Below are 13,665 nucleotides of genomic sequence, written 5' to 3' on the forward strand. Positions count from 1 at the left end.
ATTTCTCTTTTTTTGGACTTTCATGATTTTACCGCAACAAGCTCCTCCTTTACTACAGGAACTCCACAGAACGGGCAGTGAAAGTCGCACCTCTCCTTTCCGAAAGGCCTTATCATCATGGAGAGGTCTGCAAGAGGGTGACCATTGCTCTTCATTTCAAGCTCTTTGTACCACCCGAAAACGGCACGCTCCGTCTCCACCCCTTCCCTTTTAAGCGCTTCCTCAAGTCCCTTTAAAATTTTAACCGCAGTTTCGGGCGTTGAAAGGCACGGGGTCAGGTGTGCGTAAGGATAAATCATGACCTTTCTGCAGCCTATCATGTCAAGACATCTGATTACGTTTTCTACAGCGCTTTTTACCACAAATTCGGGGTTTATTTCGTCCTCCTTTTCTGCGCACGAAAACAGGACGAGCCCGTCTTCAATTCCGCCCTCCCTTTTTTCCAGTTCCCCGGCGGATTTTGCACGCTTAACCGCCCTGTACCTCATATAGTCGACGTGGATGAACACTATCCTCATAGACTGCCTCCTCCTATAAGCCTGCTGAGACCTTCTCCTGTAACTATACCAAGAATTCTGCCGTCGTCGTCCACCACAGGAAGTGCGGATATCTGGTTTTTCGCCATTTTCCCGGCGGCGTCACCGACCGGCTCTTCCGGGCCGGTGCACACGACACTCCTTGTTATAATCCCGGAGTTTTCGCCCGCACCGCATGCAACCGCCTTGGCGATATCCCACGAAGTCACTATTCCGCAGATTTTTTTATCCTTCCCTGTTACCGGGAGGTGGTTTATCCCGTTTTCAATGAGAAGTCTGGCGGCTTTTTCAACCGAAAAATCGGACTCATCAATAGTCTTTGTTTCGGACATCACGTCGCCTGAGCAGATCTGCGATAAAAACCTTCCCAGAATATAGTTGAGCTGTCCGCCTTCTATCAGAAAAGCGTCATGGCCCTTGTGCGACCGGATTTCGGAGTACTCCGCATGACCGTCGTTTTCAAGAACGGCCGAGACTATCTCCTCCGAATATTCGGGGGGATAAAGCCAGTCCGAGGTTATCGCAACAACAAGAAATCCGGCTTTCGCTTTCGACATTGCGGCCCGCAAAGACCCTCCCTTTTTGAGGTCGAAAAGGTCGGCCGCCTTTGTTATGTAAAGGTAAGAGTTCGCGTCAAACCTCTCCGAAAACGTCCCTCCCTGGCGGTCAAGATAACTTTCGACCTGAAATCCGGCACGTGATACGGGGACTCCTGCGCTTTCGGGACATTTTTGGGATGAAATGGTGTCCCTCCCGAACTTCTCTGCCATCGACTGCGGGCTCAGGTAAGTGGTATGCCCTATCATCCTTGCAAGGGCAAGTCCCCGCCCGGGAAAGGTCTTTTCGTAATAACTCCCGCCGTTCCAGTCAGGGTCTTGTGTTATGGCTCTCCTCCCGATGGCATTGAATGCAATCTGCTGCGGGCCCTGGGAGGCGGCAGACGCTATCACAACAGCTTTTCTGACCATATCCGGGTATGACACGGCCCACTGGAGGACCTGCATTCCCCCCATCGAACCGCCGGCTACGGCAAACAGGCATTTTATGCCGAAGGAGTCAGTCATAAGCTTCTGGGCATTTACCATATCACCTATGGTTATGACGGGAAAGTCCGCACCCCATACCCTGCCGGTCTCCGGGTTTACCGATGACGGGCCTGTTGAGCCTTTACACCCGCCGAGGACGTTTGAGCATATTATGCAGAATTTTTTAGTGTCAAACGCTTTTTTCGGCCCTATTACTATATCCCACCATCCGGGTTTTCTGTCGCCGTCGTTAAAGCCCGCTGCATGTGCATCAGCCGTAAGCGGGTGACATATCAAAACCGCGTTGCTTCTTTCGGCATTGAGCCGGCCGTAAATCTCGTACGAAAGTTTTATTTCAGGCATTAACTGTCCGTTTTCGGTCAGAAAATCGTGGTCATACGAGAATACGCCTTTTTCAACGGGAAATTCGTTCCTGCATTTTTCAGCATAAGTTTTTTCTGTCATATTCAACCATAGAATCAGATCTTTGAAAGTGCGTACGAGAGGTCGCCTTTCAGGTCGCATGCATCTTCTATTCCGACCGAAAGCCTCACGAAATTGTCGTATACTCCTGCATCCCGCCTCTCCTTTTCGGAAAGCTGTGAATGCGTAGTCGAGGCAGGATGGACTATAAGGCTCTTAGTATCACCGATGTTTGCAAGGTGCGAAAACAGCCTGACCTCTTCGACAAGTTTTGATGCAGCTTTAAGTCCGCCTTTTACCCCGAGGCCGACAATAGGACCAAACCCACCTGAAAGGTATTTTTTTGCAAGCTCATGCGACCTGTGGGACAAAAGACCGGGGTAAGATACCCACTCCGTCTTCGGGTGGTCTTCCAGAAACTCGGCAATTATCATCGCGTTTTCGGAGTGCTTTTTCACCCTGAGCTGAAGCGTCTCCATTCCGGTAAGGAGAAGAAACGAGTTGAAAGGGGATATGCACGGCCCCATATCCCTCATGAACTGCACCCTTGCCTTTACGATAAAAGCGGAATTTTTGAACTCGTCCGGGTAGATGAGACCACCGTAGCTTTCGTCGGGCGCTGTCATCTCCGGAAACCTGCCGTTAGTCCAGTCGAACTTTCCCGAGTCGGTTATAACTCCGCCGAGGGAATTTCCGTGACCGCCGATGTACTTTGTCGCCGAGTGGACGACTATGTCGGCACCGAACTCTATCGGTCTTACCAGACCGACTCCAACGGTATTGTCGACTATTAGTGGTATCCCGTTTTCATGCGATATCTTTGAAAGCTCCTCTATGTCCGCAACTTCAAGGCCCGGATTTCCTATTGACTCGACGAACAGCGCCTTTGTATTTTCGTTTATCTTCTCCGCAAAAGCGGCAGGGTCTCCGGAGTCCACGAATACGGCACGCCTTCCGAGCTTAGGAAAGGTCTGGCCGAAAAGTTCGTGCGTCCCGCCGTAGATCTTGTCACCCGAAACTATTTCGTCACCCGGGGACGTGAATGTCAAAACTGCCGTTGAAATCGCAGACATCCCGGAAGACGTAGCAAGAGATGCGATACCGTTTTCAACAGCAGCGACCCTGTCCTCGAAGACCTTCGTCGTCGGGTTGTTCAGCCTCGTGTAGATGTTTCCGTCCTCTTTTAATGAGAAGAGGTTTTTTGCGTTCTTTGAACTCTCAAAGACATATGCCGCCGTCTGGTAAATCGGGACGGCCCTTGCCCCGGTTGCAGGGTCAGGTCTGCTCCCCGCGTGTACACAGAGAGTTTCCTGCCCGTATTTTCTGTCTTCGCCGTTTTTTTTCGTCATATTTATTTCCCGGTTATGGTTCTGGTTTTGGCTTTTTTACTTCAAGTCCGTATTTTTCAGCTATTTCGTCAAACGAGTCCGCAAGATACTTCACCTGCTCCCACGTAAGACCGTAGGTTGAAAACTTCCACTGCTTTGTCGCCCCCGGAACAACCCGTGCCTCGTCCATGTTGAGAAACGATGCAAGGTCACGGTGAAATCCCGCAATACACGGCTTTTCAATCTTGTCAAGACGAAAAGGCTTTCTGCACTGGTCACAGGCGGAATAACCGTCTCCGTATGATATTATCGCCTTTCTTGCATCCGCTGTAAGTCTTCCCGCAGCCTGTATCGGCTGGATGTTGATATATGCCTCCTCGCGGTCGCGTACCGGAAGACTGTCCCCTATCTTTTTGCCCGAAGAATTCCCGCGGTTGTACTCTATGTCATCGATTGTCCCTTTCAGGCTCTCCGCAATTTTTTGTATGGCTTTTTCGCCTTCAACATCCGGGCCTGCCGGAAGGGATTTGCGGAATACCTCCCTTATGTCCTCAATGGCAAACAGCGCTTCATAAACTTTCTCTATTCTCTGGTTCATATCAGACACAACATATGCTCATTTTTTGAAAAGTTTTATGCAGTCCTCATCATTAATTCACAATTGTGAAATTACTGTTATTGTTAATTCACAATTGTGAATTATAAAGATTTGCATTACAACGAAAATAGTGATTCATTATGAAAACAGTTTTGCATGAAAAAATTCGTATGGTGTCCGCACTGAATTAATGCCCGAGTAAAACAAACATAATCAGAACAATGAATCCGGGCATTAAAAAGACTATAATAACTGTCGTCGGAAAGGACACGGTCGGGATAATTGCAAAGGTCTGCACGTACCTTGCAAAAAACCAGGTCAACATCGAGGACATATCGCAGACGATAGTTAAGGGCTACTTCAACATGATGATGATAGCTGATGCATCCGAATCACAAAAATCGTTCTGCGAGATGGCAGAAGAGCTTGAAAAACTCGGCGACGAGATTGGCGTCAAAATCAGGTGCCAGCACGAGGACATCTTCACGAAAATGCACCGCATCTGAAAAAAACGGAGGTTGAGAAGTTATGATCAACATCTTCGAGGTGTCCGAGACTAACAAGATGATCGAGCAGGAGAAGCTTGACGTAAGAACCATAACCATGGGCATAAGTCTTCTTGACTGCTGCGATTCCGACCCAGACACCTTAAAGGAAAACATATACGAAAAGATTACAGGAAAAGCAAAGGACCTCGTCAGGACAGGTGATGAGATTGGCCGCGAATTCGGGATTCCCATAGTAAACAAGAGGATATCCGTTACACCGGTCTCACTTTTCGCGGGATGCGCATGCAAAACCCCAAAAGACTTCGTCGAAGTCGCAAAAACGCTTGACAAAGCGGCCGAAGACACAGACGTCAACTTCATAGGAGGATTTTCCGCACTCGTCTCAAAGGGGATGACCCCATCGGAGGAAAACCTCATCCGCTCGATACCGAAAGCAATGTCCGTAACCGAGAGAGTGTGCAGTTCGGTAAACGTCGGCTCGACAAGGACCGGAATAAACATGGACGCGGTCAGGCTCATGGGCGAAATAATAAAGGAGACTGCCGAGGAGACAAAGGATACAGGCTCTTTCGGCTGTGCAAAGCTCGTCGTCTTCTGCAACGCACCTGACGACAACCCGTTTATGGCCGGGGCCTTTCACGGTGTCACCGAAGGGGATGCGGTGATAAACGTTGGTGTTTCAGGTCCCGGTGTCGTAAAACACGCCCTTGAGGCCGTAAGAGGTGAAAACTTTGAAATCCTGTGTGAGACGGTGAAAAAGACCGCCTTTAAGGTCACACGTGCAGGCCAGCTCGTCGCACAGGAGGCGTCAGAGAGACTCGGCGTCCCGTTCGGAATCGTCGACCTCTCGCTTGCACCGACACCTGCGGTCGGGGACAGTGTCGCAGGAATTCTCGAGGAGATGGGACTTGAGTCAGTCGGAGCGCCGGGGACGACTGCTGCCCTCGCCCTTTTAAACGACCAGGTAAAAAAAGGCGGCTTAATGGCAAGCTCGTTTGTAGGGGGACTTTCCGGTGCATTCATCCCGGTAAGCGAGGACCAGGGGATGATCGATGCCGTGGAAAGAGGAGCTCTTACAATAGAAAAACTAGAAGCTATGACATGCGTCTGCTCGGTCGGCCTTGACATGATTGCAATTCCCGGAAGCACCCCCGCATCGACCATCTCGGGAATCATCGCCGACGAGGCGGCAATAGGCATGGTAAACCAGAAGACGACAGCGGTCAGGCTTATCCCGGCTGTGGGAAAGGACGTCGGCGACACCCTGGAATTCGGCGGCCTCTGGGGGCATGCACCTGTCCAGAGCGTAAACAGGTTCGGCTGCGAAGATTTCGTAAACCGCGGCGGAAGAATTCCGGCACCTGTACACAGTTTCAAGAATTAAGACCATCAGATAATCACATAATACCAGGCTGCCTGGACCGCCCGGACAGAAATTCAGCCTGCACAATACAAATTTCCGGATATCTTTTTTATTCGCAAATAAAAACCTCATAACCATGTCAATGCAAAGCGGCACGGATTCTGACTTTATTCCGGAAGACAGGTTTGCGCAGGTGACCGGGATAGAGCCTGTTGAGGTTTCCAAAGGATCTGCAAAGGCTTCCATGAAGATTGAAGACGGGCACAGAAACAGCCACGGCACGGCTCACGGCGGCAAAAGACGGAATTCTTACCGCAGATGCTGAGGAGTTTGAAAAGAACAATAAGATATCTCTTTATACGGTCTCGATAACCTACGACAGCGGCAGAAAAATTGCGATATAATTGCGATATTCCAGGGAATGGCCTACAAAAAGACTCCAAAACCAGATATATCAGGATAAATCCCCTTTTTCAGGCAGTCCCAAAACCGACCCTGCCAAAAAAAACAAATTCAAAAAAAGATTTTTTTGCTTTTTTCACTTATTTTCACATGTGAAATAGAGAAGCTTTCCGTTTTTTGAGATGCGCCGGTACGACAGACCGCATGATACGCATGTCTCTTTCAGGTCTTTTTCAAATATGGGTGCATAAAACCTGCCTTTACTGTAGTAATACCGCCAGTAGGAGTCAAGGATAATTCCGCTCTGCATCACGGGGCAGCAGCACACAAAAGAGCCTTCCTTTTTCAGGACACGCGACGCCTCCCTGATGCTTACCCTGAAATCGGGCATAAAATGAAGGGCAAGAGAGCATAAGACAACGTCGAAGGCTTCGTCCTTAAAGGGAAGCTTCACCGCATCCCCCTTTACAGGGTTAAAGTGGATTTTTCTGTGTTCCGATAAAAAAGAACTTTTATGCAGCATTTCATCCGAAATGTCAAGACCCGTGCATTTGTCCGAACTGTCCAGAATTCTTTCGCATATTCCCGTCCCGCAGGCGATATCAAGGACGTCCAAATCCCGAAACCCGCAAAGCATTTTTTCAAGAGTTTTGCGGTGGGCACCTGTCGTCGTCCTGTACAAAAAGGGCATTACGTAATATCTCATCCGGAAGTCATAGTTCTCCGTCGGCCGGGTAAAATCCTTACGTGACATGATTTGCGTTGAGACTTTTGTAAAGCCCGGAGAGAGCCTTTAAGGTCCTGTAACCTTTGTCGGTTATTATGTAGTCGCTTCTTTCGTAGCGCTGAAATATCATCCCGGAATCGGTAAGCTTTTTTATGTGAAACAGAAGATTTCCCCCGCGAAGACCTGTCATCTTTGAAATTTCCGAAAACGAAAGGCTTTCTGATACGAGGGCCTTAAGTATCTGGAACCTCTGGACATTCGATACGGGCTCCAGGACGTCTTTCACGATTTTCTCTTCGGAAATATCAGACACAGCCGATTTTTCATCCTCAGGTCCTGAATATACTCCAAGCGACTGCATTAAGTCAAGCTGCTTTTCAAATAGCCTGAAGACCTCGGAAAAACACGTGCCGCAGTTTTCGGATGTGCACTTCTTTCGAATCTCATTCATCTGCTCCCGGTATGAATTTATTATCTCGTCTGATACTTTGTCGTCATGAAGGTGCTTTGCTGTACCCTGCAAAAAGTCCATGAAAACCTTATAGCAGTTCTCACGCATCGCACATCCTTTGGTCATATTAGAGGAAAGACAGCTTTTTGCACTTTCTATCTGCTGCTCTTCGAACGCTTTTGCGTAGTTCTTCTTTATGTCGCCGAGAACCGTCTCTATGTGCTTCTGGCCCGACCGCTCCATGAACCGCCTGAGATCAGAACGCAGTCTGAATATCTCGTCTTTAAGCTCCACTATTTCATTTGCGGAATCAAATGCCGCTTCCATAATTCTGCCGGCCCTCCTTTAGGTAATCGTCTGTCTGCCACATTATGGTTGAAGGTTATTTTTGTGTACCCGCAGTCTTTGTATATTTTAATGCCGCTTAAGTATATAACAATAACCTGCAAATTATGTTATGGTGAGTAAATTGCCGACATGGAAATACACTGGAAAAGAAATGACGAAAGAAAAAGCTGAAGAATCACTGAACAAAGTCAAAACCGCCTGTCTCGGGTGCGGGAAGCACAGCCCCGACTGCTCAATTGCAAAAGCTGTAGGCGACATCTCCGAAATGATTGAAAAATCAGGCAACTGATTCCGGAATTATCCAAAACCCCCTACTCAAAATTAATTCATTTTTTTATTTCCGGGTGCAATCTGTACAATACGTTTAAAAGCTCTTTTTTCAAACTTAAATGAAGTCACCGGAGGCAAAGATGACGGACGACTAATTTTCAGAAACGCTTAAAGGAGATATACTAAAATTTGGTGCGGACTTTGTCGGCATTGCGTATGCGTCATGCTTTGATAACCCCGGCTATGAAGGAAAAAACCCGAAAGATATTATGGATGATGTCAGGTCTGTCATTATAATAGGGGTCTCCGTTCCAAAGGGGGCATTTGTGACACTTCCCAAAGGCCGTGCCGAATACACCAACACTCTTATGGCCGGGACTGCAACGTTAAGGATAATTGCGTTTAAAGCCGCAAAAATCATCGAAACTGAAGGCTTTGTCGCAACGATAGCCCCGAGCGAGGGAAGCGAGTTCGGCTACTGGTATGCGGACCGCAAACTCCTGATGGCGGATTTTTCATCCAAGTATGCCGCATATAACGCAGGAATAGGAAATTTCGGGGTGAACCACCTGCTTATAACGAAAAAGTCAGGTCCCCGGGTGCGTATGACCGCAATACTTACTGATGCTCCTCTTAAGGCCGATGACAACGGCGGGCTTTCATTCATAAACGAGGCGTGCCGTGACTGCATGAAATACATAGAAGTCTGCCCTCCAAAGGCCATTACCCCCGAAGGCGTTATCCACAGGGAGAGGTATGCAGATTATATGTTCAACTCCCTCGGGGGTCTTCGCTGCGGGATGTGCATTAAGGTCTGCCCCCTTGAGAAATTTTAAGTCAGATACAAAATGTCTAACTACAGAAAATTAAGATTCGTTTTTGATGCCGCCGGCTTTCTTTTCAGCCCTGAAAAAACAGGAAGGATCATTATGAAAAACTCCTGTGCCGGCATATGAACTTGACGAACACCCGCCTTTGCACTCACCTATCTTTTCGCATTTTGCGCACAGAGGCCCGGCATCGTCTGCTGAAAAAACTCTCGTATACCTGAAAGAATCAGGACTAAACCAGATATCCCACAGACTCTGGTCACGGATATTACCTTCGCACACTTCATCAGGCATGGAAAGGCAGCCTTTTATTCGTCCGTCGCTCATTATCCCGCAGGATACAATTCCGGCAGGGCATCCTCTCCAGGGCCGCTCACCATCTCCGGTCTTTTTGACGTATTCCAGTCCGTCGCTGCATATAATCTCCGGAGACCCGGACTCAGCTTCTCTGGCCTGACTGCGTACGAATTCTCCAAGTGAAAGCATCTCACTGTCGCCAAGCTCAAGTCCGGGAGATTTTCGTGCACGTCCGGTTTGAATTAACGGCTGAAGACGCCAGAAAGCCACACCAAGAGATTTGAAGGCTTCGTTCATAGAAGGAAGAAATCCGATATTTTCCCTGTTTACGGTAGTTATAATATTATAACCAATCCCGGCTTCCTGGAAAAGTTTTATCGCATTAACAGCTTTTTCGTAGGAGCCGTTATAATTGCGAATGCGGTCATGGACATTCTGCGGACCGTCTATACTCAGGCCCGCACCGGTAATTTTGCATTCATTCATCTTCCTGATCATCTTTTCGTCTATAACAAGCCCGTTTGTCAGGACATTTACGGGAATGTTAAGGTCATTAAGATGTTTTGCTATCTGCATCCAGTCATCTCTCAAAAGGGGCTCGCCTCCCGTGAGGTCAACCTCCCGGACAAGGAGGTCAGGGAACTGGTCGCAGAGAGACAGGGCCTCTTTTGTAGAAAGCTCTTTGGTACGTCTCATTCCCGCAACAGAGCCGCAATGCCTGCAACGCATGTTGCATTCAAGAGTCAGCTCCCAGCCGATTATAAAAGGGAATCCTTCAAAAACCATAAAAAATACCTTTATGGGAAGTGATTCTCAGAACCTTCTTCCGCACCCGGTCATTTTGCCCGGGTCTTGGTCTTAGTCTTACCTTTTACCTTCCGGAAGTGATTTTGAAGGATATAATAATCCCCTGCTCTTAGAAACAGCTCCCTTCCGGCAAAATGATCATCAGCCAGATTCATTACCACCGGAGCAATCTCCGGATCAGGCATTTTTTTCTCGCTAAGGTACTCGTTCAGTGTTTTTTCAACGAATGCATTGAAATCTTTGGATGGGGTCGCTATTATAGAATCCCCGACTTCCTTGAAATGCCAGTTCACTAAGGCAAGATATCTTACCCAGTCCCTGCGGTCGATAACCGCTTCAGGGACCTTTATTACATACTGCGTGATTGTTGGCATAGCAATCAGCTCAGGGATGAATAAGCTAATCCTGTATATATTTCTTTGGTAGAGATAACTGCAATGGCGAGGGAAGTCCACAAAGGCCCTTATGGGTCTGGTGAAACTGCAGGTATTGAGATTATTTCGATACGTTTATCGCCGCGCCCCATATAGAGAAATTATTATGCCACCGGCAGCAGTCAAAACAGTCCGCGACCTGATATTCTGGCAGTATGCAAAACTTATTGCCAAATCTGCAGGTCTTGAGGGGCAGCATGCGTTTCAGATGAACAGGTTTATTCAGCTCAGGGACGGTAAAATTGTCTGGTCGTCGACAATACGGGAATGGTTAAGAGAGCATGAAAAACCCGACGAATGCATATATTGCGGAGCGAAAGGTCCGCTGACAACAGAGCACATACTTGTCCACGCTGCTGCGGAGGACCTGACACACCGGACAATGCAATACGCGTGTGCATGCCATGCAATTCGGGAAAGGGCAAAAAAAGGCTTTACGAATGGGAAGGGTCGGACTCAAAGGACGAAATCCCGAGAATTGCCGAGGGTAAATACCTGAAGCTTCTGTATGACCTCCATGAAAAGAACGGGACACTGAACGTGGACAAAAAAGAGCTGGGGCACCTCATGTGTCCTCACTGTGACCTTAGAAAAAAGTGCATCGGGGAAGGGACTGAAGAGAAGCTTACGGTATACTGCCTTGAATGGATTTTCCATAAATAATGCACATGGATATAGAAAAAAATTAGCAAAATATGGATTTTTCCGGAGGCAGAAACCGGACAACTGCGGCTGATAAAGATATCCTAAAATCATGATGTATTTTATCCTGTCAGAATAGAAGGTAAAAGCATGAGTGATGTCACGGTCATTGACCTGACTCCTGAAAACATCGCCGAATACGGTGTCTGCGGGTATAAGGACGTAAAAAAGCACGTTGAGCTGAGAAGAAAAATAGACTGGTTCAAAAAATACTACCCAAAGGGACTAAGAATAAAGGCGGTTTTAACGAAGGAAGGGGAATACCAGGGGATGCTTGAATACATGCCGGGCCGCTATGCCCACCGCCCTGTCGATGCCGGCGGGTATATGTTTATCCAGTGCATCTTCGTCGGGTTCAGGAAAGAATTCAAGGGCCACGGTTATGCTTCCTCCCTCATAGACGCCTGCATAAGTGATGCAAAAAATGCAGGTATGAAAGGTGTTGCAGTCGTCACAAGAAAAGGCCCTTTTATGGCCAAAAAGGACATATTCGTCAAAAAGGGTTTTGTTATGGTCGATGAGGCAAAGCCTGATTTCGAACTTATGGCACTCAAATTCGACCCCGGGGCAGAAAATCCATCCTTTAAGGCGGATATAGAAAAGAACTGTGAAAAATATCCCGAAGGCCTGTCAATATTCCGTTCGGCCCAGTGCCCGTATTCTGAGAAAAACGTTGCGGCAATCATGGAGACGGCTTCAGAAAAATACGGTATAAAGGCCAGGCTTGTAGAAATGGAGGATGAAGAATCGGTCCAGAACGCACCCTCTCCCTTCGGGACGTTCTGCATCATGTACAACGGCAAGGTCATAAGTCACCACCCGATAAGCAATACAAGATTTGAAAACATCATGGATAAGATAATAAAATGAAGACTAAGAACACCGGCAATCAGATATATTTAATTAAAAAAATCTTTAGCCTGAAAAGGGTTCTTTAAGCTTTTTGATAGTATAATTTTTTTATCGCATCGATGTTTCTTACTTTTGCGGGTTCTTCCTTTACACCGGATTTTAAACAGGGATGTCACTCTCCCGGGTAAGCCCCGCAAAAAAAGGTTGGTATAATTAAGTCATCTGCATCACGGGCTGCAGAGACGGACACCCAGTTCATACGCCTTTTTGCAGTCTTCCGGAAACACCGTCCTGTGCCTTTTGAGTCTTTCCTTCGGGTCGAAAAGAGATGATACGTATTTGTCGTAGTTTGCAAACTGAAGCGTCTCATACGAACAAAGCTTCTCGGAATATCCGAATATTCTTACCAGAACATTTTCTATCGAGCCGAAAACGGCATCATACCCGACTTCCTTTGCCTGCTTTTCAGGAGCATTCATTGTGTATATCGCAGCCGTTTTGATTTTTCTCCCGAATATAGACGACGGGGGATTCGTATATGCAAGGTACTGGAAGAAAAGCCTTTCAAGAAACGATCTCATCTCTCCTGTTACGTCCCCGAAGTATACCGGAGAGCCGATTACAAGTGCGTCCGCACCGGCGATTTCCTCAAGGACAGGTGCAAGTCCGTCCTTCAATACACATTTTCCATAGCTTTTTCCGTCTTTGACCTTGCAGGCAAAACAGCTGGTGCACCCGCGGTAATCAAGGTTATAAAGATGAAAGATTTTTGTCTGTGCACCTTTTGAGGCGGCGCCTTCCAGCACTTTTTCAACAAGAGTCTCAGTATTCCACTTTATCCTCGGGCTGCCGTTTATTCCTATCACTTTCATTGAGATATCACACTCTTTAATTTTTTATTTTACCCGGAAACACTTAAACCTTCAAATCCATGTCACTTTAACCGGATTTCGGCCGGGAACAGATTTCGCCTGATATCTGGGATATCCGAACATCACCGCATATCCAACCTTCCTCCCGTCAGGGATTCCTATTTCGTCCTGGAGAGGCTTATACGAAGAGGCCGCCATTGAAACGAATCCGGCCCAGCATGTCCCTATACCGAAGGCAGGTGCAGCAACGTCAAAATTTGTAAGGGCTATTATGGCGTCGACCGGAGAAACCGGGTTTCCCTCAGGGATATGCGCAAAAAGAAGATGAGGGGCATTGCGGCAGATAACGTCATTTCCTCCTTCAAAAGCCGTGATAAGCCCTCCCATCAGGCCGCTCATCGGGTGACTGACATTGACAAGCGTCTTCATCCATTCGATGGTAAGTTCAGCAATCCGTCTCACCTTTTCAAAGTCATATACGACTATCCATTCGACGGTCTGCCCGTTTCCACCTGAAGGTGCGTACCTTGCAATGTCCAGAAGCTCCGCTATTTTCTCCTTCTGCACCGGGTCTTTTGTATATAATCTGACAGAACGCCTTTTTTTCAGGTAAAGATCAATGTCTTCCGGGGAAATCTCTCCCGTACCTTCAGGCTGGTACTCGCGGTCGTCAGGGCGGAAACTGTGCTTAAGTGCTTTTTCAGGACAAAAAGCCTCGCAGTGCCCGCAAAGTATGCAAAGACCTGACATACCCTCTTCAACATACGGAAGATTATTTTTTCCTGCCGGAATCACGATACCCATAGGGCATACTTCGGAGCAGGTCCCGCATTTTGTACAGAGACTGCCGTCAACGGTTATTGTATCCATGTATACTGATTCACCTCTTTT

General features: G+C 47.6%; 16 protein-coding genes and 1 pseudogene. 7 read left to right on the plus strand and 10 right to left on the minus strand.

Annotated features, from left to right (window positions below):
- Positions 1-20: 20 nt before the first annotated feature.
- The 4 genes and pseudogenes from J2128_RS10505 to J2128_RS12745 all read right to left on the minus strand — a co-directional run.
- Positions 21-518 (minus strand): threonyl-tRNA synthetase editing domain-containing protein, encoded by a 498-nt coding sequence (locus J2128_RS10505; RefSeq protein ID WP_209691370.1) that lies wholly within the window; start codon positions 516-518, stop codon positions 21-23.
- A complete protein-coding gene (locus J2128_RS10510; protein WP_209691372.1) occupies positions 515-2,026 on the minus strand; it encodes a homoserine O-acetyltransferase in 1,512 nt (503 codons plus the stop codon). The genes J2128_RS10505 and J2128_RS10510 overlap by 4 nt, the downstream gene beginning before the upstream one ends.
- A gap of 14 nt (positions 2,027-2,040) precedes the next feature.
- Positions 2,041-3,333 carry an O-acetylhomoserine aminocarboxypropyltransferase/cysteine synthase family protein gene (locus J2128_RS10515; RefSeq protein WP_209691374.1) on the minus strand — a complete coding sequence of 431 codons (1,293 nt, stop codon included), beginning with the start codon at positions 3,331-3,333 and terminating at the stop codon, positions 2,041-2,043.
- Positions 3,334-3,466: 133 nt separating this feature from the next.
- Positions 3,467-3,910 (minus strand): annotated as a pseudogene (locus J2128_RS12745) (O-phospho-L-seryl-tRNA:Cys-tRNA synthase); the annotation flags it as partial.
- 233 nt (positions 3,911-4,143) lie between these two features.
- Between J2128_RS12745 and J2128_RS10525 the strand changes: the two are divergent.
- From J2128_RS10525 to J2128_RS12750, 3 genes are all read left to right on the plus strand, one after another.
- A complete protein-coding gene (locus tag J2128_RS10525) occupies positions 4,144-4,416 on the plus strand; it encodes an ACT domain-containing protein (RefSeq protein ID WP_209691713.1) in 273 nt (90 codons plus the stop codon).
- Positions 4,417-4,438: 22 nt separating this feature from the next.
- Complete coding sequence (locus tag J2128_RS10530) at positions 4,439-5,803, plus strand: PFL family protein (protein ID WP_209691376.1); 1,365 nt, start codon at positions 4,439-4,441, stop codon at positions 5,801-5,803.
- Between the two features lie 230 nt (positions 5,804-6,033).
- Complete coding sequence (locus tag J2128_RS12750; RefSeq protein ID WP_245323621.1) at positions 6,034-6,186, plus strand: hypothetical protein; 153 nt, start codon at positions 6,034-6,036, stop codon at positions 6,184-6,186.
- Positions 6,187-6,320: 134 nt separating this feature from the next.
- Here the strand turns inward: J2128_RS12750 and J2128_RS10540 are convergent, their stop codons facing one another.
- Complete coding sequence (locus tag J2128_RS10540; RefSeq protein WP_209691377.1) at positions 6,321-6,890, minus strand: class I SAM-dependent methyltransferase; 570 nt, start codon at positions 6,888-6,890, stop codon at positions 6,321-6,323.
- 37 nt (positions 6,891-6,927) lie between these two features.
- The gene (locus J2128_RS10545) at positions 6,928-7,689 is read right to left on the minus strand and encodes a winged helix-turn-helix domain-containing protein (RefSeq protein WP_209691379.1); all 762 of its coding nucleotides are present in this window, start codon (positions 7,687-7,689) and stop codon (positions 6,928-6,930) included.
- Positions 7,690-7,819: 130 nt separating this feature from the next.
- Here J2128_RS10545 and J2128_RS10550 point away from each other — a divergent pair, with 130 nt between their 5' ends.
- Both J2128_RS10550 and J2128_RS10555 read left to right on the plus strand, forming a co-directional pair.
- Complete coding sequence (locus tag J2128_RS10550) at positions 7,820-7,999, plus strand: hypothetical protein (protein ID WP_209691382.1); 180 nt, start codon at positions 7,820-7,822, stop codon at positions 7,997-7,999.
- A gap of 250 nt (positions 8,000-8,249) precedes the next feature.
- Positions 8,250-8,816, plus strand: a complete 567-nt coding sequence (locus tag J2128_RS10555) for an epoxyqueuosine reductase (RefSeq protein ID WP_245323624.1) — start codon at positions 8,250-8,252, stop codon at positions 8,814-8,816.
- A gap of 30 nt (positions 8,817-8,846) precedes the next feature.
- Here J2128_RS10555 and J2128_RS10560 read toward each other — a convergent pair whose 3' ends face one another.
- Both J2128_RS10560 and J2128_RS10565 read right to left on the minus strand, forming a co-directional pair.
- Positions 8,847-9,893 carry a radical SAM/SPASM domain-containing protein gene (locus tag J2128_RS10560; protein ID WP_209691384.1) on the minus strand — a complete coding sequence of 349 codons (1,047 nt, stop codon included), beginning with the start codon at positions 9,891-9,893 and terminating at the stop codon, positions 8,847-8,849.
- Positions 9,894-9,943: 50 nt separating this feature from the next.
- Positions 9,944-10,288, minus strand: a complete 345-nt coding sequence (locus J2128_RS10565; RefSeq protein WP_209691386.1) for a hypothetical protein — start codon at positions 10,286-10,288, stop codon at positions 9,944-9,946.
- Between the two features lie 357 nt (positions 10,289-10,645).
- On the opposite strand from J2128_RS10565, the gene J2128_RS10570 reads away from it, so the two are divergent.
- Entirely contained in the window at positions 10,646-11,011 is a 366-nt protein-coding gene (locus J2128_RS10570) for a hypothetical protein (RefSeq protein ID WP_245323627.1), read from the plus strand.
- A 129-nt stretch (positions 11,012-11,140) separates the two neighbouring features.
- Complete coding sequence (locus J2128_RS10575) at positions 11,141-11,920, plus strand: N-acetyltransferase (protein ID WP_209691388.1); 780 nt, start codon at positions 11,141-11,143, stop codon at positions 11,918-11,920.
- Positions 11,921-12,129: 209 nt separating this feature from the next.
- Here J2128_RS10575 and J2128_RS10580 read toward each other — a convergent pair whose 3' ends face one another.
- Together J2128_RS10580 and J2128_RS10585 are read right to left on the minus strand one after the other, a co-directional pair.
- Complete coding sequence (locus J2128_RS10580) at positions 12,130-12,774, minus strand: flavodoxin family protein (protein WP_209691390.1); 645 nt, start codon at positions 12,772-12,774, stop codon at positions 12,130-12,132.
- A 51-nt stretch (positions 12,775-12,825) separates the two neighbouring features.
- Positions 12,826-13,644, minus strand: coding sequence for a nitroreductase family protein (locus J2128_RS10585; protein ID WP_209691392.1), 819 nt, complete (start codon positions 13,642-13,644; stop codon positions 12,826-12,828).
- Between the last annotated feature and the right edge of the window lie 21 nt (positions 13,645-13,665).

This window comes from Methanomicrobium sp. W14 (assembly GCF_017875315.1).
Lineage (GTDB): Archaea > Halobacteriota > Methanomicrobia > Methanomicrobiales > Methanomicrobiaceae > Methanomicrobium.